We start from the raw sequence: 21,268 nt of genomic DNA on the forward strand, positions 1-21,268 counted from the left end.
CCTTTGCCGGCAAGCCGGCTCCTGCGCCAGAGGTGTCCATGTCCCGAGTGTCGCTGTGCATCCGCCTGCTGTTTGCCCTCTGCCTGCTGGCGGCGACTTTCAATCACCTGCGCGCGGCCCTGGATCACGGCCTGCTCTGGGATTATGGCTACGGCGCCGAAACGCCCCTGGCCAGCCGCGCCTTCTGGGGCTCGCTGACCCTGTTCGACCCTCTGGCGGCGCTGCTGTTGTTCGTGCGTGCGCGCTGGGGGCTGATCCTGACCCTGGCCATCATCCTGCTGGATGTCCTGCATAACAGCTTCTATGTGGCCGCCCACAGCCAGTGGCTGGAAACCTTCTACCTGTCTCAGGTGGGCTTTGGCCTGGCGGTGGTGGTGCTGTTGCCCTGGGCCTGGCGCGGTCTGGCGCTGGAGCGCGCGGCAACTGATCTTGCAGGCCCGGCGATGCTAGGCTCTGACACTGCATTTTTCGTCACCCCTTCGCAAAAAAGGAGCAGGACATGATCCGCTACCTGGCGCTTCTGGCGCTGTTGGCCGTGCCCTTGGTTCACGCCCAGACCCCGCTGCACGACTTGCCGCTGCGCTATCTGGAGCAGGCTCCCAGCGACACCCGCAACCAGCCGCTGGTGATCTTCCTGCATGGCTACGGCAGCAACGAAGCCGACCTGTTCGGTATCAGCGAGCGTTTGCCGGCCAGCTATACCTACCTGTCGGCCCGGGCGCCACAGACCCTGGAAGAGGGCAGCTACCAGTGGTTCAACCGCAAGGGGCAGGGCGCCTATGACGGCGTCACCGAGGAGCTTTCCAGCAGCGCCGAACTGATCGGCCAGTTTGTCCGCGGTGCGGTGGCCAAGTACCAGACCCAGCCGGACAAGGTGGTGCTGGTGGGCTTCAGCCAGGGTGCGGTGATGGCCTATGAAGTGGGCCTGCGTCATCCGCAGTCGGTGCGGGGCATTGCCGCCTTGAGCGGGAAGATCCTGCCGCTTTTGGCCTCCCAGGTGAAGAACAACCCGACCTTGCAGCGCCTGGGAATCTTTATCGGTCATGGCACCGCTGACCAGCGCCTGCCCTACAGCGATGGGGTCGAGGCCAACGACTTGCTGCAGGAGCAGTCCCTGACGCCGCAGTTCCATGCCTACCCGGGCATGGGCCACAGCATCAGCGAAGTGGAGATTGAAGACCTCAACCGCTGGCTGCAGGGGCTCAACCCCTGAGCCGGGGGCCAGGTTACTGAGGCAGGATCTGTTTCATCAACGCTGCGTGACCGGCCTTGTCCGTCCCCCGGGAAATCACCTGGATCACCGCCATGCGGGTGCCGGAGCCGGCGATCAGGGTCGAGTTCAGGGTCAGGCCACCGCCCTGGGTGGCGGTACTGTCGATCTGGCGCACGCCGAGCCCCTTGAGGGTCATGCTCTTTTCACTTTGCTTGCTGAAGTCCGGCAGCGCTGCGGCCTGTTGCGACAGGAATCCGCTGACGGCGGCATCGAGAAAGGCGCCGTCGTTGTCCTTGACCCGAGCACCGTTGGGAATGGTGTTCTGGGCGGCGATCACCACGGTGCGAGTGGTGGCGTTGGAGTACAGGGTGCCGCTGGCGCCCGCGGTGCCGTCGGCCTCGCTGCCGGCCGGCAGGGCCGAGGCGCTGAAGCCCTTGGGCAGGGTAAAGGCCAGCTTGCCGTCGAGCATCGAGACCTTCTCCCCCGGCGCCGGTTTGGCCGAGGACTGGCCGGCGGCAACCGCGTTCAGCGCACCGAGGCCCGCCACTGCGGCGAACACCAGGATCAGGGCTTTTCTAGCGAAGGATGACATGCACAATCTCCAGGCATTGGATCGAAGGCGCGCATCATCCCACGGCCGTCACGGCCTGCTCCAGAGGGATTTTTCCCGACGGACCAATGGCCGGGAATGCGTGCCGGCGCGGCTTGTGCTGGAGCGGTGGGCGGCATTGCGCTGGCCGGCGCAGAAGTCCGCGAAAGGGCTTTGGCCGGCAAGCCGGTGCCTACGTGGCGGCGCGGGGAGTGCTCAACAATCGTTTGCTCAGGGCCAGCACCAGCATTGATACCGCCACCCCCAGCACGAAGGCCCACAGCCCCAGCGAGGGCAGGGCTGTGGCCAGCACCAGGCAGAACGCGGCGAAGGAGTACAGGCCGGTGCTCAAGGCACGCAGCAGCACGGTGGTGAAGGCCACCCCATGGCTCTGATGGGAGAACACCGCCAATACGCTGCCCAACACCGGGAAGACCGCCAGCATGCCGCTCCAGCGTTCGCCGACGGTGCTGGCCAGTAAGGTGACGGCCAGGGTCAACAGGGCCCCGGCGAGCATGCGATACACCAGTTTGTCGGACTGGGTGCCGGGCAGGGCGGGCACAGTCCTGACCCGGGGGAATACCCGGGGCGCCAGTAACAGGGCGCTGGCGGCACAGAAAATCGAGAACCCCAGGGAGGCCGGGACCTGGGCGATCACGCTGGCCAGCAGCACCCAGACCAGGGTGGCGATGCTCAGGGCCCCGGGCCAGGCCAGGGTCTGCGCGGCATGGGTGTAGGCAACGCTGAAAGCGATCATGGCGAACAATGCCGAGAGGGCCGCCACTGCGGCGTGGGTGGCGAACACCGGGCCTTGCTCCAGGGCCAGAAACAGCAGGATCGGCCCCACCACTACCGGAAAACCCGCGAGCCAGCCGGCAACATTCGGCCCCCAGCGCTTGCTCGCCAGGGAAATCAACAGCAGGAATCCGGGAACTGTCAGCAGTTTCAACAGCAGCATGGGAGGACTCGGTGGATGAACGGTGCGCCACCCTAGCATCCAACCCGGCATTTGGTGCGTATCTGATACCTGTACCTGGCAAATAGCCAAGCGCCGGAGAGGGTAGGACAGTGCCGGATTTTCTTGTACGAAACATTGAGGATGAATCGGGTTTTGAGCTTTTTGTACAAGTATTAGTGAGTTTTATCGGGTTTTTATCGATAAAAGTTGTACAAAAATTAAATTCTCGTATAGGTTTTTCAGTGTGGGATGAGGTGATAACTGCCAGTTTTTGCGGCTCAGGCTTTCACTCCCCGCGCTTTTGGGTTCCCGAGGTCAAGCCCTGGTGGAATCGGGGCTGGGTCAGTTGTGTGGTTGGCCACCTCGGGACCCTTTTTTCCTTGGTGCGTGCAAGGAAATGCCCGCTTCATCAACCTTGCGGAATCTGTGCGCCATGTACGATCCACTCTCCGAACATTTTCACGGCATTCTCCAGGGGCTGGGTGAAGATCCGTCCCGCGAAGGCTTGCGGGACACCCCGCAGCGAGCGTCAAAGGCCTTGCGTTATCTGTGCCATGGTTACGAAACCAGCCTCGAAGCGTTGGTCAACGGTGCGTTGTTCAGCTCCACCAGCGACGAGATGGTGATGGTCCAGAACATCGAGTTGTATTCCCTGTGCGAGCACCATTTGCTGCCCTTCATCGGTCAGGCCCATGTGGCTTACATCCCCACCGGCCAGGTACTGGGCCTGTCCAAGGTGGCGCGGATCGTCGACATGTATGCGCGACGCCTGCAGATCCAGGAAAACCTGACCCGGCAGATTGCCGAGGCGATCCAGGAAGTGACCCGGGCTGCCGGGGTGGCGGTGGTCATCGAAGCGCGGCACATGTGCATGATGATGCGCGGGGTCGAGAAGCAGAATTCGCTGATGAACACCTCGGTGATGCTGGGGGCCTTTCGCGAGTCCAGCAGCACCCGCCAGGAGTTTCTCCAACTGTTGCGCAGGCAGCCTTGAATGAAGCGCATCCGGCGAGTGGGCGCGGCCCGGTGGTTGTGGCTGCTGATGCTGCTCTGCGCCACGGCCAATGCCGGCTGGCAAGCGTCGTTGCCCAATGCCCGACTGCTGGGCAGCGGTGAGTTCAGCTGGTTCGGCTTCAAGGTCTACAGCGCGCGGCTCTGGGGCACGGCGTTGCCATTGGCGGACGACAGCCCCTTTGCCCTGGAGCTGACCTACCGGCGCACGATCCGGCGTGACGAGCTGGTGCAGACCAGTCTGGATGAGATCCAGCGCTTGTCCGGCACGGCGGTCAGTGCGGCGCAACTCAAGGATTGGCAGGCGCAGATGCAGCGCGCCTTCGTCGATGTCGAACCGGGTCAGCGCATCACCGGGGTGTTCCTGCCCGGTCGCGGGGTGCAGTTCTTTGTCGACCAGCGCTTGCAGTACACGGTCGACGACGAAGCCTTCGCCCGAGCGTTCTTCGCCATCTGGCTCGACCCGCGCACCCGCAATCCACAGTTGCGCGCACAACTGCTGGGCCGATAGCGGGCGCAGCAAAGGAGATGTTCCATGTTCAAGAAATACTTGCTGGTGCTGTGCCTCGGCCTGGTCGCTTGCAGCGACACCGACGTCAAGCAGTACCGTGACCAGAAGCCCGAGCTGGAGCTGCGGCAGTTCTTCAGTGGCCGGGTGGAGGCCTGGGGCCTGTTCCAGAAGCGCTCCGGCGAGGTGATCAAGCGCTTTCATGTGCAGATCGACAGCCGCAGCGAAGGCGAGAAGTTCATCATGCACGAGGACTTTACCTACAGCGACGGCAGCCGCCAGACCCGGGTCTGGACCCTGGTCCCGACGGGCCCCGGTCTGTGGCGTGGCACTGCCGACGATGTGGTCGGCGAGGCCCAGGGCGAAGTCTCCGGCAATGCCCTGCGCTGGCGTTATGTGCTCAACCTGCCGGTGGACGGCAAGACCTATCAGGTGCACTTCGATGACTGGATGTACCTGTTGGACGAAAACACCCTGGCCAATCGTTCCTACATGACCAAGTTCGGCTTCGAGCTGGGGCAGGTGACCCTGTTCTTCCGGCGCCAGCCCGGCTGATGGGGCTCGCTCCGGGGTGTCAGGACGGGTCGTCGAGAAAGCGCCCGCGATGGTCGGGGCTGGGCAGCAGGCAGACGTCGTGCCGACCGAACCAGCGGTAGCGGTTGCCGGCGATACGGTCGTAGCCCCAGTCCCGCAGTGGCCGGGGAATCCAGCGCAGCAGGCGCAGCCAGCGCCAGGGGGCGGGCAGTTGCGCCATCAGGCGGATAAAGGCCTCGGAGCGTTGGGACAGACCCTGGTCCTCGATCAGTAGCACTGTGTCGAACTGCTCGGTGGGTTGGCCGAACCATTTCAGCAGCGCCTGGCCCTGGGGCGATTGCATCGACGCCAGTTTGATTCGCCGCTGGCTGTCGTGGTGGATGACGAAACGCACCGAGGCATTGCACAGCTTGCACACACCGTCGAACAGCAGCACCCGGTCGCCGGGATGCAGGAAGGGGGGCTGGGTGTCGGGTTCTGGAACTGGCGCACTGCTGTTCACGGGGCCACCTTGGGCAGGAAGTCGATGCCTGCAGCAGGCGTCGCAAGGGTCTGGAATGGCAGCAGCATACTCGCCTTCAGGGTGAAAATTCAGGCTTGGGTGCCTGCGCTGAAACCTCTAAGCTGGGCCCTTGCGTCAACTCGTCGTGGAAATCCCCGTGAAATTCAGCCTACCGAACATAGCCACCGCCCCCTTTTGTCCGCCGGAAGTGGCGGGCTCCGTGTCCGTCGATCCCCGCGCCTCGCTGTTCAAGCGTTTGTTGCGTTTTGCCGGTCCCGGGTTGCTGATTTCCATCGGTTACATGGACCCGGGCAACTGGGCCACGGCCATCGAGGCGGGGTCGCGCTATGGCTACAACCTGCTGTTCGTGGTGTTGCTGGCGAGCCTGGCCGGCATGGCGGTGCAATGCCTGTGCTCACGCCTGGGTATCGCCACCGGGCGCGATCTGGCGCAGCTCTGCCGGGAACGCTACAGCCCCCGTTCGGCCCGGGCCCAGTGGCTGGCGGCAGAGGTGTCGATCATCGCCACCGACCTTGCCGAAGTGCTGGGATGTGCCCTGGCGTTCCACCTGTTGCTAGGGGTGTCCCTGAGCACCGGGATTGTCATCACCGCCTTCGACACGCTGTTGGTCCTGGCTTTGCAGAATCGCGGCTTTCGCCGGCTGGAGGCGATCATGCTGGCGCTGGTGGCGACCATCGGCGTGTGTTTCTTCATTGAACTGCTGCTGATCAAACCCTATTGGCCGGACGTGGCCCGGGGCTTCACCCCCTCGCTTTCGGCCATCAGCGACGCCGCGCCGCTGTACCTGGCCATCGGCATCCTTGGCGCTACGGTGATGCCCCACAACCTCTACCTGCACACTTCGGTGGTGCAGACCCGCTTGATCGGCCAGGACCGGGCCAGCCGCGCCGATGCCATCAAGCTGGCGCGGATCGACACCATCGGCTCCCTGGCCCTGGCGCTGCTGGTGAACGCGGCGATCCTGATCCTTGCCGCCGCGGCCTTCCACAACACCGGACACAGCGATGTGGTGGAAATCCAGGATGCCTACCACCTGCTGGACCCGCTGGTGGGTGGAGCCCTGGCCAGCGTGCTGTTCGGCGTGGCGCTGCTGGCCTCGGGACAGAGCTCGACCTTCACCGGGACCATTGCCGGGCAGGTGATCATGGAGGGTTACCTGAACCTGCGGATTCCCTGCTGGCAGCGGCGCCTGATCACCCGGGGGCTGGCGCTGATTCCGGCGTTTATCGGCGTCTGGCTGCTGGGGGATGGCGCAGTGGGCCAACTGCTGGTGTTGAGCCAGGTGGTGCTGAGCCTGCAACTGCCGTTTGCCCTGTACCCGCTGATCCGCATGACCAACGACCGGCGCCTGATGGGCGAATTCGTCAACCGCTGGCCGACGCGATGGCTGGCCTGGAGCTTGTTCGCCGTCATCAGCGCAGCCAACACCTGGCTGATCGCCCAACTCTTCCTCTAACAGCCGGCTTGCCGGCGAAGGGGCTGCTGAGTCTTGTGCAAGTCTTGCCGACGCCTTCGCTGGCAAGCCAGCTCCTACGGGCGCAGATGGCCTTTTTGTAGGAGCCGGCTTGCCGGCGAAGGGGCTGCTGAGTCTTGTGCAAGTCTTGCCGACGCCTTCGCTGGCAAGCCAGCTCCTACGGGCGCAGCTGGCCTTTTTGTAGGAGCCGGCTTGCCGGCGAAGGGGCTGTTGAGCCTTGAGCAGGTCCTGCCGACGCCTTCGCTGGCAAGCCAGCTCCTACGGGCGCAGATGGCCTTTTTTGTAGGAACCGGCTTGCCGGCGAAGGGGCCGTTGAGCCTGGTGCAAGTCTTGCCGACGCCTTCGCTGGCAAGCCAGCTCCTACGGGGCGGTGGTGGGTGTGGGGGTTGGGCGGCGGTCCCAATACGGCTCCGGGCCGAATTTGTCGACGAAGAAGTCGATCACCGTGCGCACCTTCACCGAGAGGCGCCGGCTGCCGGGCCAGAGGGCGGCAATCTGCTGCGGCTCGAGACTGGTGGCCACATCGAAGTCTTCGAACAAGGCCACCAGGCGGCCTTGATGCAGGGCCTCGCCAATCAGCCATGAAGGAAACATCACCAGCCCCAGGCCCTGTTCGGCGGCCTGGGTCAGGGTGTCGGCGTGGTTGCCGGTCAGGGGGCCCTTGACGCTGTAAGGCGTCCAGTCGCCCCGGCCCTGACGGAAGAACCAGCGCTGCTGGCCGGTTTCGCCCTTGTAGGCCAGGCACTGGTGCTGCTGCAACTGCTGCGGGTGTCGCGGTGTGCCATGGCGTTCCAGATAGGCGGGGCTGGCCGCCACCCGATAGCGCTGGGGGGCGAGCAGGCGTGCCTGCATCGAGGAGTCCTCCAGGACGCCGATGCGAAACAGCAGGTCGGTGCCGTCCTGCAAGGGGTCGATGTAGCTGTCGGTCTGCTGGATATCCAGTTGCAGCTTCGGATAGCGCCCGTGCAGTTCCCCCAGCCAGGGCGACAGGTGCCGCTGGCCAAACACCACCGGAGCATTGATCCGCACCAACCCGGCGGGTTCGTCCTGCTGTTCCTGCAAGGCTTGTTCCGCCTCTTCCCATTGCGCCAATACCCGCCGGGCGTGATGCCCCAGCAGGCGTCCGGCTTCGGTGGGGCTGACGGCGCGGGTGTGGCGATAGAGCAGTTGCTGGCCCAGGGCTTGCTCCATCAGTTGGATCTGCCGCGAGATGGAGGACGGCGCCAGCCCCTCGCGGCGCGCCACGGCGGAGAAACTGCCCTGGTCAAGCACCGCGACGAACAGGCGCAGGGCCTTGAAGCCCAGGTCGTTGAAGCCTTGCATGGGAAATCCTTGCTGTGCGTTTTGCGCAAAGGTGTTGTCGGCATGCTCCCATTTATCGCAAAGCTGACGCAATCGATAATGCCCGCCATTCCTTGATCTCCAAGCAGGTGTTGCATGTCTTCCAATGTTTTAGATCCGGCGCTGCCGACCCCGGCGGCCCTGGTTGAACCCCGCGCTGGCTGGCAGCGCTGGATGTTGTTGCCGCTGGTGATCCTGGCGGGCATGGGGCTGTCGGTGGAGGCTGGTCTGTTGGGGCCGCTGGGAGCCAAGGTCGGTCATCTGTGGGCGACCTTGAGCATCTTCGGTGTGGGCACGGCATTGCTGTTTCTGCTGCTGTTGTTCAGCGGTCCGCAGCCGGGGCCGGCCTTCAGCCAACTGCCGCGCTGGCAATTGCTCGGTGGGGTGCTGGGACCGATCTACGTGGTGGTGCTGACCTTGGCCACGCCCCATATCGGCATTGCCATGACCATGATCGCGATCCTCTCCGGGCAAGTGGGCAAGAGCGTGCTGATCGACCATTTCGGCTGGTTCGGCAGCGCCCGCAAGCCGGTCAACGGCGAACGCTGGCTGGCCCTGGTGCTGATTGTCGTGGCCCTGATCCTGATTGCCCGAGGTTGAACATGAACCTGATTCTATTGTTGGTGCTGGTGGTGGCCGCGGGTGCGGTGCTCAGTGTGCAAGCGGCGATCAATGGCCGCCTGGGTGAAAGCGTCGGGGTGTTGCGCAGCAGCCTGCTGACCTTTGCCGTGGGGGCCTTGATCACCGGTCTGTTGATCGTGTTTTTCCAGCCGCCCCAGGCCATGACCTTGCACCAGGCGCCGAAATGGCAGCTGACCGGGGCCTTGTTCGGCGTGGTCTACATGCTGGTGATGGTGGGGGCGGTGCCCCGGGTCGGCGCGGCGGTGGCCACGGTGGCGGTGATCCTTGGGCAGTTGGGCATGGGCATGCTGATCGACAACTTCGGCTGGTTCGGCAACCCGGCCATCGAGCTCTCCGCCAGCCGGATTCTGGCGATGCTGTGCCTGGCCCTGGCGCTGCTGTTCATGTACCGCAGCAGCCGGCGTTAGCCGCGGCGCCCGGACTCGATCAGGGCAGGGCGGCTTCCAGCACCTCGATCCAGTGGCGGACCGGGGTGCGGCCGGCACTGTCGAGGTGCGTCTGGCAGCCGATGTTGGCAGTGACGATCAACTCCGGCTGGCCGCTTTCCAGGGCCCGCAGCTTATCGTCCCGCAGTTGTCGGGCCAGGGTTGGCTGGGTCAGGGAGTAGGTGCCTGCCGAGCCACAGCACAGATGGCTGTCAGGCACCGTGGTCAGGTTGAACCCCACTCGCTGCAACAGCGCCTCCACGGCGCCGCCGAGTTTTTGCCCGTGCTGCAGGGTGCAGGGGCAATGGAAGGCCAGGCGCTGTTGGCTGTGGGCTCCCAGTTGTTCCACGGGCTCGTCGCGCAGCACCTCCACCAGGTCCCGGGCCAGGGCGCTGACCCGCCGGGCCCGGGGCCCATAGACCGGGTCATGGGCCAGCAGGTGCTGGTAGTCCTTGATAAAGGCGCCGCAGCCGCTGGCGGTCTGGATGATGGCTTCGGCCCCCTGTTCCAGGTACGGCCACCAGGCGTCGATATTGCGCCGCGCGCGCTGCAGCCCGGCTTCCTGAGCGTTGAGGTGATAGTCCACGGCGCCGCAGCAGCCGGCCGCGCTCACCGCTTGCACGCTGATCCCCAGGCGGTCCAGGACTCGCGCCGCCGCGGCGTTGGTGTTGGGTGACAGCCCCGGCTGCACGCAGCCTTCGAGCAGCAGCACCCGGCGTGGGTGGCTCATGGCCGGCCGCGCCTTGGCTGGGGGCACCTGGCGCGGCAGTTTGTCCTGCAGCGCCTGGGGCAGTAGGGGATGCAGGCGGGCGCCACTGTTGATCAGGGCCTTGAACAATTGCGCATTGGCGCTCAGGGCCCGCAGTCCGCGACGCAGCCATTGCTGGCCCAGGGGCCGGGGCACGGCGGCGTCCACCACGGCGCGGCCGATGTCCAGCAGGTGGTGATAATCGACCCCGGACGGGCAGGTGGTCTCGCAGTTGCGGCACGACAGGCAGCGGTCCAGGTGTTGCTGGGTCTGCGCGGTGGCGGGGGCGCCCTCCAGCACCTGCTTGATCAGGTAGATGCGGCCCCGCGGGCCATCCAGTTCGTCGCCCAGCAACTGGTAGGTGGGGCAGGTGGCATTGCAGAAACCGCAGTGCACGCAGCTGCGCAGGATGCGCTCGGCTTCTGCCGCCCGGGGCAGTTGTCGGGCCTCTGGGCTGAGGGTGGTCTGCATGGGCTAGAGCTCCGCGTAGAGTCGGCCGGGGTTGAAGATCCCTTGGGGGTCCAGTTGCGCCTTGAGGCGCTGGTGATAGTGCAAGAGGGTGGGCGCCAGGGGCTGGAAGGGGCTGTCCAGCAGGCCGTGGCTGTAGCAGGTGGCGTGACCGCCGACAGCGCTGGCGGCAGCGCGAATGGATGCGGCGGGTGCCTCGGACCTGAGCCAGCGCTGGGCCCCGCCCCAGTCCAGCAGTTGGGCGCCGGGCAGTTCCAGTTGCGCAGTGTTATGGGGCAGCGACAGGCGCCACAGCGGCGGGCCGGGATCGAAGAAATCCAGCTGCTGTTCGTTGAGCAGGCTCCAGTACTGCGAGTCCAGAGGCTCGCCGCCGAGCCGGTCATGAGCCGCCGCCACCGAGCCTTCACCGCCCTCCAGGCGCAGGTGCAGGCGGGTGCCGTCATGACAGGCGGCGCTGATGGGCAACGGCTGCTGGCCCCATTCGGCGAGTCTGGCCAAGGCTTGGCGGGGCGACATTTCCAGGCTCAGGCTCAGGCATTGCCGGGGCTTGGGCAGGACCTTCAGCGACACTTCGGTGACCAGCCCCAGGCAGCCGAAACTGCCGGCCATCAGGCGCGACAGGTCGTAGCCGGCAACGTTCTTCATCACCTCGCCACCAAAGCGCAGGTGCTGACCCGTACCGCTGATGATCCGGGTGCCCAGGACGTAGTCGCGCACGGCCCCGGCCCAGGGCCGGCGCGGGCCGGACAGGCCGCTGGCGAGCATGCCCCCCAAGGTGGCGCCGGCACCGAAGGCCGGGGGCTCGCAGGGCAGCATCTGCCCGGCGGCGTCCAGGGTGGCCTGCAGTTGCACCAGCGGCGTGCCGGCCCGGGCACTGATCACCAGCTCCGTGGGGTCGTAGCTGACGATGCCGCAATGGCTGCGAGTATCGAGGATTTCCCCGGCGCACTCGCGGCCGAGAAAGGCTTTGCTGTTGGCGCCCTGGATACGCAGCGGAGTGCTGTCCTGCAGAGCATTACGGACCTGTTCCAGCAGCGCGGCGCTGGCATCGCCGTCGGGGGGCGTAGTCATCAGAAGCGCTCCAGTTCGGGGAAGGGCAGTTGCCCATCATGGATGTGCATGGCGCCAAATTCGGCGCAACGCTGCAGAGTCGGGATGTTCTTGCCGGGGTTGAGCAAGCCGCCGGGATCGAAGGCCGCCTTGACCCCATGGAACAGGGCCAGCTCGTGGGCGTTGAACTGGGCGCACATCTGGTTGATCTTCTCCCGGCCCACGCCGTGTTCGCCGGTGATGCTGCCGCCCACGGCCACGCACAGTTCGAGGATCTTGCCCCCCAGGGCCTCGGCCCGTTGCAGCTCCCCCGGCTGATTGGCATCGAACAGGATCAGCGGGTGCATGTTGCCGTCTCCGGCATGGAACACGTTGGCCACCCGCAGTTGATGCTCGGCGGCGAGACGGGCAATGCCCCGCAGCACCCCCGGCAACTGGCGCCGGGGAATGGTGCCGTCCATGCAGTAGTAGTCCGGGGCCAAGCGGCCTACCGCCGGAAAGGCATTCTTGCGCCCGGCCCAGAGGCGTATCCGCTCAGCTTCGTCCCGGGCCTGGCGCACCTCGGTGGCGCCGGCCTGCTGCAGGACCTGGCGCACTCGCTCGCAGTCGTCATGCACATCGGCTTCCACCCCGTCCAGCTCGCACAGCAGGATGGCTTCGGCGTCTACCGGGTAACCGGCGTGGATAAAGTCCTCGGCGGCGCGCAGGGCCAGGTTGTCCATCATTTCCAGGCCGCCGGGAATGATCCCTGCGGCGATGATCTGGGCCACCGCATGGCCGGCGGCCTCCACCGAGTCGAAGGCCGCCAGCAGCACCTTGGCCACCTGGGGTTTGGGCAGCAGCTTGACCGTGACTTCAGTGATCACCCCCAGTAGGCCCTCGGAGCCGGTGAACAGTGCCAGCAGGTCGAACCCTGGGGAGTCCAGGGCCTGGCTGCCCAGCGTCATGGCTTGGCCCTCGACGGTGAGCATCTGCACCTGCAGCAGGTTGTGCACGGTCAGGCCGTATTTCAGGCAATGCACGCCCCCGGCGTTTTCCGCGACGTTACCGCCGATGGAGCAGGCGATCTGCGATGAAGGATCGGGGGCGTAGTACAGACCGAAGGGCGCCGCCGCCTGGGAAATCGCCAGGTTGCGCACCCCCGGCTGGACTCGGGCGCAGCGGGCGGCAGGGTCGATGTGCAGGATGTCCTTGAAGCGCGCCATCACCAGTAATAGGCCTTTTTCCAGGGGCAGGGCGCCTCCGGACAGCCCCGTACCGGCACCTCGGGCGACCACCGGCACTCGGTGCTCGTGGCAGATCTGCAGCAAGCGCCGGACCTCGTGCAGCTGCCGCGGCAGGGCCACCAGCATCGGTGTGGTGCGGTAGGCACTCAGACCGTCGCATTCGTAAGGCTTGAGCTGCTGTTCCTGATCCAGCAGTTCCAGGTCCGGCAATTGGCTGCGCAAGGCCCGGATCAGGGCTTGCTTGTCGACGTCGGGCAGGGCGCCGTCGAGGGTTTCGTCATAGAGAATCGTCATGGGCGGCGAATGACCTTGGGTTGTTCTTGTCAGGTCGAGACAGCAATACGACTGCCTGCATCATTGGCTTGCCGGGCCTGGGTGTCCATCGGTCCGTGCGTGCGCTGGCCGAACCACTTTAGTCGCTGCTGGCGTGGCGGTGGGGCCGGGTTGGCCTAGTCTTTGGAGTACTCGTGCCGTGCAGTGGCCGCCGCTGTCTCAGGTGGTCCGGTGATCGAGTCCCCTGAAAGACTGATAAAAAGGAACCCTGCCATGTCCAATGAAACCTGCGCCTGTCCGGCCTGCACCTGCAAGCTGGGGGCTCATGCGATTGTCCGTCACGGCAAGCACTACTGCTGTCAGGCTTGCGCCGATCATCACGCCCACGGTGAGCCTTGTGCGTCCACCGAAGGGTGCAAATGCGCCAAGGGCGCCCACGGCTGAGGAGCGGATGCGGGTGGGGCTGCGGCTCCACCCGTTGCCGGCAGGCCTAGACCGATGGCCGCCAGGTGACATTCTCGATACCGAACTTTTCCGCCATGGGCTTGCTGGTCTTCTTCACCCGTTCCCGGCCGAAACGGCCGATGCGGCCCACTCCCGCATCACAACTTGCCCAGTGCCAGGCCTCGGCGTTGTCCATCTTCTCCTGGCGGATGATGAAGGACTTGGGAGCGCCGTGAAGGGTGTATTCGATGACGAAGAGTTTTGCGTTGTTCATAAAGCCTCTATTCCTCCCTGTGATCCTTGAGTGATCCCGCGCACGCGCAAAAATTCACTTTGATTGCCCGACTCTGGCACCAACGGTCATGGCGCCCTGCAGCGGCGCTCCAGAGGCCGTGCAAGCGGCGCCAAGCCCCTTGGCAAACAGTGGCCTTCAGAGTGTTTTCGGGTGTCTGGCGGGCCGCAGGGCAGCTAGTTACCATGGGCCCCCGCCGACCCTTTGCGAGCTAGCCATGGCCCTGGCCACCCCACCCGATCTGAGCGACACCGCGATCCCGGTGCAGCCCCTGGCGCGCACCTATCCCCGGGGCCTGTTCATCGAGCCCCACGAGCACGCCTGGGGCCAGTTGCTGTATGCCATGAGCGGCGTGATGTGGGTCGAGACGCCTTCCGAAGCCCTGGTGGTGCCGCCGCAGCGGGCGGTGTGGCTGCCGCCCGGCGTGGTCCACGGCATTCGCGTGGTCAGCGACTTGCAGATGCGCAATATCTACCTGCGTCCGTCCCTGGCGGCGACCCTGGACGCCAGGGTCCAGGTGCTGCAAGTGGACAGCCTGCTGCGGGAGTTGATCGTGCGCCTGGTGGAGCTGGAGCCGCCGCAGCCGGACTACTACGAAGCCCTGGTGAGTCTGGCGTTGCTGGAGCTGCAACGGGCCCGCCGCTCGCAGTTGAAGATCGCCTTGCCGGACGCCTCCGACCGCCGTCTTGGCCGCCTGTGCCAGGCGGTGATGGCCGCGCCGTCCCTGGCCATTTCCTTTGAGCAGCATGCCGATGCGGTGGGTGCCAGCGTGCGCACCCTGGCGCGGCTGTTCAAGGAACAATTGGGCCTGGGCTTTGCCGAATGGCGGCGCCAGGTGCAACTGGCCACCGCGGCCGCCGAGCTGATCCAGGGCGTGCCGGTAAGCCGTATTGCCCGGGAGCTGGGTTACTCACCCAGCAGCTTCAGCGACATGTTCCGTCGTGAGCTGGGTGTCGCGCCGTCCCAGTACGCCGGTGGCGAAGCGACTGCCTGATCGCCCGTCGTGATCGGCTCAAGGGCGCTGGAACCAGGCCCTGTGGCCGGACCTTGCAGCTGTTTCGCGGGCCTGCGAGCCACGACAGGGGCGCCGTTGAATGACGGTGGTTTTGGCCGAAATCCTGAAGCACTTGACCGATGTCCCAGGCGCCCGCTGCCTAGACTTTGCCCCAGACGCCACCACCCTTCGGCGTGATCGCCACGGCTTCTGGAGCGCAGCATGAACTACCTGATTTCCCTGGCGGCCGGCCTGCTGGTCGGACTGCTCTACGGCGCCTTGCAGGTGCGCTCCCCGGCCCCTCCGGCCATCGCCCTGGTGGGCCTGCTGGGCATGCTCGGCGGCGAACAGCTGTGGCCCCTGGGGCGGCAGTTGTTCAGCAACTGGTTGTCCTGAACAGGCCTTTTCTTGCTGATCCCCATTCTTTGGAACCGACGATGAAAGCACTGCAATTTTCCAAGACAGGCGACCTCGCTGCCCTGCGCGTGGTGGAGGTCCCGACCCCGGTCCCCGGCGCCGATCAGGTGCGGGTGCGGATCAAGGCCGCAGGCCTCAACCCCAGTGACGTGAAGAACGTCCTCGGGCGCTTTCCCTACACCACGCTGCCACGGATTCCCGGCCGGGATTTCGCCGGAGTCGTGGAGCAGGGGCCGGCCGAGCTGCTGGGCCTTGAAGTCTGGGGCACCGGCCGGGAACTGGGCTTTTTCGCCGACGGCAGCCATGCCCAATACGTGGTCCTGTCGGCCAGGGGCGTGGCCCTAAAGCCCAGGGTCTTGAGCTTTACCCAGGCCGCCAGCCTCGGCGTGCCTTACACCACTGCCTGGGATGCCCTGGAGCGCAGTGGCGTGGTGGCGGGTACGCGTTTGCTGGTGATTGGCGGCGGTGCAGTGGCCACTGCGGCGCTGGCCCTGGCCAAGGTGCGCGGCGCTCGGGTGCTGGCGGCGGCGCGACGTCCGGAGCAGGTCCGGATGCTGCAGGTCCAGGGTTATCCGAGCCTGCAACTGGCACAGCCCGAGGCCCTGGCGGCCCAGGTTGCGGAACATTACGCCGATGGCGCTGACGTGATCTTCGACACCACTGGCTTCTGGCTGCCGGCGGCGGTGCCGGCCTTGGCCACCTTCGGCCGCATCGCCATCATTGCCGCGCCGGTGGACGGGCATGTGCAACTGCCGGCCCTGGGCTTGTACCGCAAGGGCGGCTCGGTGGTGGGGATCAACTCGCTGCTGTACGGCGTCGAGGCGTGCGCGGCGATGCTGGAGCAGTTCGGCCGCTATTTCGATGAGGGTTTGCTGCCCTTGCCGGAAGGCTTGTACGAATCGCCGCTGGAGCAGGGGCTGGAGCGCTATGCCGAAGTGAACCAGGGGCGCAGCGAAAAAGTCATCCTCATCCCCTGAAACCCCACGATGCACCTGCGCCCCGGTAGGAGCTGGCTTGCCAGCGAAGAGGCCCCTGAGACCGCCTTCGCCGGCAAGCCGGCTCCTACGGGTTATAGGTTGGGGGATCAGGCTTCGGGGACGCCTTTTTCCCATGTCGACCAGTGGGTGAGGATGTCCTGTACCAGGGGGTTGCCGGCCCGGTACAGGTTCTCCAGGGCCGGGACAAAGCCGCCCTGGTCGGCGTACTTGAGCAGGTTGTCGACTTCGCTGGCCCCCGGTGCCGGGCGGTCGAAGTCGGAACCGGCGCGCAGCACCGCCAGCCGCTGGATGTCCACCAGGCCCTCACGGCTGGCCCGCAGCAAGGCTTCGTAGGTGGAGTTGTCTTCCTGTTGGGTGGTGCAATAGGTGCCTTTATTGTCAGTCAGCAGGCGGGTCCAGACTTCGGCCCGTTCGCTCAGGCGAGTGCCGGAGAACCAGGTGTTGCCCGCCAGGGTGTCACAGCGGGTCACCACGGGTGGCTGGTTGGCTGGGGCCTTGGGGTATTTCAGGCGCCAGGCCGCCGACTCCTGGCTCTCGCTCAAGCTCACCTTGTGGCTCAGGGCGAAGGCCTTGGCCTGGAGCTTGGGGTTCAGCTCGAAGACTTCGGTCTTGTAGTCCAGGGGCGGTTTTTCGTTCGGGCTCTTGGTGTTGATCCCCAGGTAACCGGTGGGCCAGTCCTTGGGCGCATCCCGGGAATCGAGTTCCCACTGGGTGCCGAACTCCACCAGGTAATGAGCCCAGGCCGCGGTGCCGATGGTGCCCTGGTGCGGGCTGATGCCGGCGATTCCGGCAATCAGGAAATAGCTTTTGCGCAGGTCGAACTTCGGCGACAGGGCCAGCGCCAGGGTTGACGCCGCGGCATTGGTCTGGCCCATGCCGGTGGTCAACAGGCACACGTCCCGGTCATTGCAGCGAATGCTCGGATACTCCGCCGCCAGCCCCGGCACGCGAATCTCGCGCTTGAGCTCCAGGCGCTCGATCCAGTGCTGCGCTTCCGGCGCGAACATGCTGATCAGCACCACCTTGGGCTTGATCGGTGCCTCACCGGCCCAGGCGCTGCTGGCGAGCGCAACACTCAAGCCCAGTCCCCACGAAACCTTTTGAATCCCACGCATACAACCTCCATGACTGCCGTTAGCCGGCGCTAATCCTGCCTGATCCAGATGGCAATTCATCGACTGCCCCTGACTTGCCGCTTGTAGCTTGCCGCTTGCAACTGCTTCTAGAACTGATAGCCGACCCCGGCGTAATAGCCCCAGCCATTGGAGCGGGCACGGAACTCGCCGTCGCCGAAATTCAGCACGCTACCGTCTTCCCAGTTGCCGCCGTTGTGGAAGTAGCGGCCCACCAGGGTGAAGCGCAGGTGAGTGAAGGCGTACAGCAACACGTTGGTAGCCACTGTGGCGTTGGCGGTGCGGGCCGGATTGTCCTGGTGCAGGTCGGAGCCGAAATCGAAATTGGTGAAGCCGATGTAGGTCAGCGAGGCGCCGTTGCTGAAGGTGTCGATGGGCACGATGTATTTCAGCTGGGCGCGGTAGCCGTCCCAGGAATATTCATTGCTGGCACCGTAGTTTTCCCACTGGTAGCGCCCGTAGAAGTTGGCCGAGAGGTTGACCCGCGAATGAGTGTCGATGTCGGTGCCCAGGCCGCTGTACAGGGTGTTGGCGCGGTTGGCGGTGCGGCTGCCGTGGTCGTAGATCCAGTCGAAGGCCACGTACCACTCCTTGAACGGGCCGATGGCCAGGCTGCGGCCGGCCAGGTAGTCGATGGAGATTCGCGGCTCGTGCTCCATGAACAGCGGCGAACCGTGATCCCAGATGCCCTTGTCGTGGCTGTTGCCGATGTCGAGGATCTTCGGCAGGTCGATGTAGCCGTACAGTTCGAAGGGGCCCTTGCGCCCGAAGTATTCGTATTCCAGGTAGATGTCGTCTGCCGGACGCGGGCCGAAGCTGATGTCCTTGCTGCCGATCAGCATCAGGTCCTGGTTGTACCAGTCCGAGAGGTAGGCCCCGGGCTTGGCCGGTTGTACGTCGTTGCTGAGGCTTTCGCCCTGGGCCGATTCGTCCGGCGGGGGCGATTGGGCCAGCGCGGCGCTGCTGAGTAGACCCGTAACGCCGGCCAGCCCAAGGGAAACAGCCCATCGGTGGCGGGAAACGAAGCGTGGAAAGCGGTTGTGCATGGAAAGTCCCTGTTCTTGCGGTGTGAAGTCCCTGATGTCCGCTCGCGCGCATGGCGGTGGCGAACACCCACAAAATTGCAACTAGCAAACGTTTGCACATGGCGTACCAACTTGAAATAGGCAGTTGAAAAACAATTGGAAACGCCTCGGAAGCTGGCTCTTGGGTCAAAAAATGCCCGGGCAGGGGGCGGTGTGCGCGAAAGCGGGGCACTGTTAAAGTCCGGGGCTGGATTTTCTGCGGAGCTCGGACATGGCGTTGCATCAACTCTTGCTGGAATTGGAAACCCGCCTGCAGCAGGCCGAGGTGCGTGGCGATCGCCAGGCGCTGGACGCCTTGCTGGCCGATGATTTTCTCGAATTCGGCGCCAGTGGCGGGCGTTGGGACAAGGCGCAGGTGCTGGAAAGCCTGCCGCAGCAAGTGTTTATCGAGCGCCGGATCAGTGAGTTTTCGCTGCAGCCGCTGGCGGTCGATCTGGTTCAGGTCACCTACCTGTGCCATAACGCCGCAGTGGGCGAGCGCCCGGCCAGCAGCGCCTGGCGCAGCTCGCTGTGGCGCTGCCGTGAGGGCCATTGGCAGATGCTGTTCCATCAGGGTACGCCCCGGCCCGGTGCCTGACCCCCTCTGCTAGAATCCGCCGTCCTGAACTTGACGAGGTGTCCCATGAGCGAACCGATTCGCCTGACCCAGTACAGCCACGGAGCCGGCTGCGGCTGCAAGATTTCGCCCCAGGTACTGGAGGTGATCCTGGCCGGCAGCGGGGCGCAGAACCTCGATCCCAAGCTGTGGGTCGGCAATGCCTCGCGCGATGACGCGGCGGTCTATGCCATCGACAGCGAGCGCGGTGTGGTCTCCACCACCGACTTCTTCATGCCCATCGTCGACGATCCTTTCGATTTCGGTCGCATTGCTGCCACCAACGCCATCAGCGATATCTACGCCATGGGCGGCGACCCGCTGATGGCCATTGCCATTCTCGGCTGGCCGGTGAATGTGCTGGCCCCGGAAATCGCCCGGGAAGTGATCCGTGGCGGGCGCGCCGTGTGCGACGCGGCGGGCATTCCCCTGGCGGGCGGCCACTCCATCGACGCCCCTGAGCCGATCTTCGGCCTGGCGGTCACCGGGCTGGTGGAAAAGCGCTTCATGAAGCGCAACGACACCGCCACGGCCGGTTGCCTGCTGTACCTGACCAAGCCCCTGGGGATCGGCGTGCTCACCACCGCCGAGAAAAAGGGCAAGCTGCGCAGCGCCGACATCGGCCTGGCCCGGGACTGGATGTGCACCTTGAACAAGCCCGGCAGCCGTTTCGGCAAGCTCGAAGGGGTGACCGCGATGACCGACGTCACCGGTTTCGGCCTGCTCGGGCACCTGGTGGAAATGGCCGACGGCAGTGGCCTCAGCGCACAGATTCACTACGACCGGGTGCCCCGCCTACCAGGCGTCGAGTACTACCTGGACCAGGGCTGCGTGCCCGGCGGCACCTTGCGCAACTACAGCAGCTACGCCGAGAAAATCGGCCGGGTTCAGGAGTTGCACAAACGGGTGCTCTGCGACCCACAGACCAGCGGTGGCCTGCTGGTGGCGGTGACGCCTGAAGGCAATGCCGAGTTCCTCGCCCTGGCGGCAGAACTGGGTCTGCAGCTGGCGCCTATCGGCGAGCTGGTAGAGCGACAGAGTCACGCGGTCGAGGTGTTCTGATGCCTTTTGACTGCACCGATTACCGTGAGATTTTCCTCCGCGACCGGCCGATGATGGACACCCGGGCGCCGATCGAATTCACCAAGGGCGCCTTTCCCGGGGTGCTCAACCTGCCACTGATGACCGACCAGGAACGCCAGCGGGTCGGCACCTGCTACAAGCAGCAGGGCCAACAGGCGGCGATTGTCCTGGGCCATCAGTTGGTGTCCGGCGACATCAAGCAACAGCGCATCCAGGCCTGGGCCGAGTTTGCCCGTGCCCACCCCGACGGCCTGCTGTACTGCTTCCGTGGCGGCCTGCGCTCGCAGATCGTCCAGCAATGGCTCAAGGACGAAGCGGGCATCGACTACCCGCGGGTCGGCGGCGGCTACAAGGCCATGCGTACCTTTCTTCTGGACACCACCGAGCAGGCTCTGCAGCAGTGCGAATTCGTCCTGCTGGGGGGCATGACCGGCACCGGCAAGACCGAAGTGCTGGGCTTGCTGGACAACGCCCTGGACCTGGAAGGCCACGCCAACCACCGCGGCTCCAGCTTTGGCCGGCGCGCCACCGGGCAGCCAAGCAACATCGACTTCGAAAACCGCCTGGCGGTGGATCTGCTGAAAAAGCGCGAGCGCGGCGTGCAGGGTTTTGTCCTGGAAGACGAGAACCGCATGATCGGCAGCTGCGCCTTGCCGTTGCCGCTGTACCAGAGCATGCAGGGCTTGCCCATGGTCTGGCTGGAGGACCGCCTCGACAGCCGGGTGCAGCGCATCCTCGACGATTACGTGGTCAACCTCAGCGCCGAGTTTGTGGCCTTGCATGGCGAAGAAGGTTTTGCCCTGTTTGCCGAGCGCCTGCTGGAAAGCCTGAACAAGATCCACAAGCGCCTGGGGGGCGAGCGTCACCAGCGCCTGTTCCTGCTGATGGAAGCCGCGCTGGCGGAACAGGCCCGCAGCGGTGACGTGGAGCTGCACCGGGCCTGGATCGAAGGCTTGCTGGGCGAATACTACGACCCGATGTACGCCTTCCAGCGCGAGAGCAAGGGCGCGCGGATCGAGTTCAGCGGCGACCACGGCGCCGTGCTCGATTACCTGCGCCAGCGCTCACCGCGCTGACCCGTTCGCCGGCAAGCCGGCTCCTACATGGGCAGCTCCCACCAACTGTAGGAGCTGGCTTGCCAGCGAAGGGGCCCGCGAGATCGCCTTCGCCGGTAAGCCGGCTCCTACATGGGCAGCTCCCCACCGACCGTAGGAGCTGGCTTGCCAGCGAAAGGGCCCTCCAGC

General features: G+C 65.3%; 25 protein-coding genes. 15 read left to right on the top strand and 10 right to left on the bottom strand.

Annotated features, from left to right (window positions below; genetic code table 11):
• The first annotated feature begins 38 nt into the window (after positions 1-38).
• A complete protein-coding gene (locus tag ACSSVC_RS15425) occupies positions 39-503 on the top strand; it encodes a hypothetical protein (RefSeq protein ID WP_346636406.1) in 465 nt (154 codons plus the stop codon).
• On the top strand, positions 500-1,213 hold the full coding sequence (locus ACSSVC_RS15430) for an alpha/beta hydrolase (protein WP_492612488.1): 714 nt from the start codon (positions 500-502) through the stop codon (positions 1,211-1,213). The genes ACSSVC_RS15425 and ACSSVC_RS15430 overlap by 4 nt, the downstream gene beginning before the upstream one ends.
• A 13-nt stretch (positions 1,214-1,226) precedes the next feature.
• Here the strand turns inward: ACSSVC_RS15430 and ACSSVC_RS15435 are convergent, their stop codons facing one another.
• Both ACSSVC_RS15435 and ACSSVC_RS15440 read right to left on the bottom strand, forming a co-directional pair.
• Entirely contained in the window at positions 1,227-1,805 is a 579-nt protein-coding gene (locus tag ACSSVC_RS15435) for a DcrB/PsbP domain-containing protein (RefSeq protein ID WP_346636408.1), read from the bottom strand.
• A 190-nt stretch (positions 1,806-1,995) separates the two neighbouring features.
• A complete protein-coding gene (locus ACSSVC_RS15440) occupies positions 1,996-2,760 on the bottom strand; it encodes a hypothetical protein (RefSeq protein ID WP_346636409.1) in 765 nt (254 codons plus the stop codon).
• 433 nt (positions 2,761-3,193) lie between these two features.
• Here ACSSVC_RS15440 and folE point away from each other — a divergent pair, with 433 nt between their 5' ends.
• The 3 genes from folE to ACSSVC_RS15455 are packed head-to-tail and all read left to right on the top strand — an operon-like array spanning position 3,194 to position 4,834.
• On the top strand, positions 3,194-3,754 hold the full coding sequence (gene folE, locus ACSSVC_RS15445) for a GTP cyclohydrolase I FolE (protein ID WP_404939218.1): 561 nt from the start codon (positions 3,194-3,196) through the stop codon (positions 3,752-3,754).
• Positions 3,755-4,282 (top strand): chalcone isomerase family protein, encoded by a 528-nt coding sequence (locus tag ACSSVC_RS15450; RefSeq protein WP_346636411.1) that lies wholly within the window; start codon positions 3,755-3,757, stop codon positions 4,280-4,282. It begins immediately after the preceding gene.
• Positions 4,283-4,306: 24 nt separating this feature from the next.
• On the top strand, positions 4,307-4,834 hold the full coding sequence (locus ACSSVC_RS15455) for a DUF3833 domain-containing protein (RefSeq protein WP_492612489.1): 528 nt from the start codon (positions 4,307-4,309) through the stop codon (positions 4,832-4,834).
• 19 nt (positions 4,835-4,853) lie between these two features.
• Here the strand turns inward: ACSSVC_RS15455 and ACSSVC_RS15460 are convergent, their stop codons facing one another.
• Positions 4,854-5,315 (bottom strand): thiol-disulfide oxidoreductase DCC family protein, encoded by a 462-nt coding sequence (locus ACSSVC_RS15460; RefSeq protein ID WP_346636413.1) that lies wholly within the window; start codon positions 5,313-5,315, stop codon positions 4,854-4,856.
• Between the two features lie 157 nt (positions 5,316-5,472).
• On the opposite strand from ACSSVC_RS15460, the gene ACSSVC_RS15465 reads away from it, so the two are divergent.
• Positions 5,473-6,792 carry an Nramp family divalent metal transporter gene (locus ACSSVC_RS15465; protein WP_446440610.1) on the top strand — a complete coding sequence of 440 codons (1,320 nt, stop codon included), beginning with the start codon at positions 5,473-5,475 and terminating at the stop codon, positions 6,790-6,792.
• Between the two features lie 378 nt (positions 6,793-7,170).
• Here ACSSVC_RS15465 and ACSSVC_RS15470 read toward each other — a convergent pair whose 3' ends face one another.
• A complete protein-coding gene (locus ACSSVC_RS15470; RefSeq protein ID WP_346636415.1) occupies positions 7,171-8,133 on the bottom strand; it encodes a LysR family transcriptional regulator in 963 nt (320 codons plus the stop codon).
• A 192-nt stretch (positions 8,134-8,325) separates the two neighbouring features.
• On the opposite strand from ACSSVC_RS15470, the gene ACSSVC_RS15475 reads away from it, so the two are divergent.
• Both ACSSVC_RS15475 and ACSSVC_RS15480 read left to right on the top strand, forming a co-directional pair.
• Positions 8,326-8,751, top strand: a complete 426-nt coding sequence (locus ACSSVC_RS15475; protein ID WP_404939964.1) for a DMT family transporter — start codon at positions 8,326-8,328, stop codon at positions 8,749-8,751.
• 2 nt (positions 8,752-8,753) lie between these two features.
• On the top strand, positions 8,754-9,200 hold the full coding sequence (locus tag ACSSVC_RS15480) for a DMT family transporter (protein WP_492612490.1): 447 nt from the start codon (positions 8,754-8,756) through the stop codon (positions 9,198-9,200).
• Between the two features lie 19 nt (positions 9,201-9,219).
• Here ACSSVC_RS15480 and glcF read toward each other — a convergent pair whose 3' ends face one another.
• The 3 genes from glcF to glcD are packed head-to-tail and all read right to left on the bottom strand — an operon-like array spanning position 9,220 to position 13,004.
• A complete protein-coding gene (gene glcF, locus ACSSVC_RS15485) occupies positions 9,220-10,437 on the bottom strand; it encodes a glycolate oxidase subunit GlcF (RefSeq protein WP_346636418.1) in 1,218 nt (405 codons plus the stop codon).
• A gap of 3 nt (positions 10,438-10,440) precedes the next feature.
• Positions 10,441-11,505: a glycolate oxidase subunit GlcE gene (gene glcE / locus ACSSVC_RS15490; RefSeq protein ID WP_492612491.1), complete on the bottom strand. Its 1,065-nt coding sequence runs from the start codon at positions 11,503-11,505 to the stop codon at positions 10,441-10,443.
• Positions 11,505-13,004 (bottom strand): glycolate oxidase subunit GlcD, encoded by a 1,500-nt coding sequence (gene glcD, locus ACSSVC_RS15495; RefSeq protein WP_492612492.1) that lies wholly within the window; start codon positions 13,002-13,004, stop codon positions 11,505-11,507. Before glcD ends, glcE begins: the two co-directional genes overlap by 1 nt.
• 252 nt (positions 13,005-13,256) lie before the next feature.
• Between glcD and ACSSVC_RS15500 the strand changes: the two genes are divergently transcribed.
• Complete coding sequence (locus ACSSVC_RS15500; RefSeq protein WP_123723590.1) at positions 13,257-13,427, top strand: metallothionein; 171 nt, start codon at positions 13,257-13,259, stop codon at positions 13,425-13,427.
• 46 nt (positions 13,428-13,473) lie between these two features.
• On the opposite strand, the gene ACSSVC_RS15505 is transcribed toward ACSSVC_RS15500, so the two are convergent.
• Positions 13,474-13,701, bottom strand: a complete 228-nt coding sequence (locus ACSSVC_RS15505; protein ID WP_011060569.1) for a DUF6555 family protein — start codon at positions 13,699-13,701, stop codon at positions 13,474-13,476.
• A 235-nt stretch (positions 13,702-13,936) separates the two neighbouring features.
• Here ACSSVC_RS15505 and ACSSVC_RS15510 point away from each other — a divergent pair, with 235 nt between their 5' ends.
• The 3 genes from ACSSVC_RS15510 (at position 13,937) to ACSSVC_RS15520 (ending at position 16,107) form a co-directional block, all read left to right on the top strand.
• The gene (locus tag ACSSVC_RS15510) at positions 13,937-14,713 is read left to right on the top strand and encodes an AraC family transcriptional regulator (RefSeq protein WP_346636421.1); all 777 of its coding nucleotides are present in this window, start codon (positions 13,937-13,939) and stop codon (positions 14,711-14,713) included.
• Positions 14,714-14,935: 222 nt separating this feature from the next.
• Positions 14,936-15,109, top strand: coding sequence for a DUF1427 family protein (locus ACSSVC_RS15515; protein ID WP_346636422.1), 174 nt, complete (start codon positions 14,936-14,938; stop codon positions 15,107-15,109).
• A 41-nt stretch (positions 15,110-15,150) separates the two neighbouring features.
• The gene (locus tag ACSSVC_RS15520; protein WP_492612493.1) at positions 15,151-16,107 is read left to right on the top strand and encodes a quinone oxidoreductase family protein; all 957 of its coding nucleotides are present in this window, start codon (positions 15,151-15,153) and stop codon (positions 16,105-16,107) included.
• 107 nt (positions 16,108-16,214) lie between these two features.
• Here ACSSVC_RS15520 and ACSSVC_RS15525 read toward each other — a convergent pair whose 3' ends face one another.
• Complete coding sequence (locus ACSSVC_RS15525; protein WP_404939228.1) at positions 16,215-17,243, bottom strand: purine-nucleoside phosphorylase; 1,029 nt, start codon at positions 17,241-17,243, stop codon at positions 16,215-16,217.
• 107 nt (positions 17,244-17,350) lie between these two features.
• The gene (locus ACSSVC_RS15530) at positions 17,351-18,307 is read right to left on the bottom strand and encodes a nucleoside-specific channel-forming protein Tsx (protein WP_446440605.1); all 957 of its coding nucleotides are present in this window, start codon (positions 18,305-18,307) and stop codon (positions 17,351-17,353) included.
• A gap of 250 nt (positions 18,308-18,557) precedes the next feature.
• Here ACSSVC_RS15530 and ACSSVC_RS15535 point away from each other — a divergent pair, with 250 nt between their 5' ends.
• Genes ACSSVC_RS15535 through mnmH form a run of 3 tightly spaced genes read left to right on the top strand, consistent with a single transcriptional unit; the run spans position 18,558 to position 21,100 of the window.
• A complete protein-coding gene (locus ACSSVC_RS15535; protein WP_404939230.1) occupies positions 18,558-18,923 on the top strand; it encodes a nuclear transport factor 2 family protein in 366 nt (121 codons plus the stop codon).
• A gap of 45 nt (positions 18,924-18,968) precedes the next feature.
• Positions 18,969-20,003, top strand: coding sequence for a selenide, water dikinase SelD (selD, locus tag ACSSVC_RS15540; RefSeq protein ID WP_492612494.1), 1,035 nt, complete (start codon positions 18,969-18,971; stop codon positions 20,001-20,003).
• Positions 20,003-21,100: a tRNA 2-selenouridine(34) synthase MnmH gene (gene mnmH, locus ACSSVC_RS15545; protein WP_492612495.1), complete on the top strand. Its 1,098-nt coding sequence runs from the start codon at positions 20,003-20,005 to the stop codon at positions 21,098-21,100. The genes selD and mnmH overlap by 1 nt, the downstream gene beginning before the upstream one ends.
• Positions 21,101-21,268: the final 168 nt, after the last annotated feature.

Source organism: Pseudomonas sp. E1BtOHC1 (genome assembly GCF_058744285.1).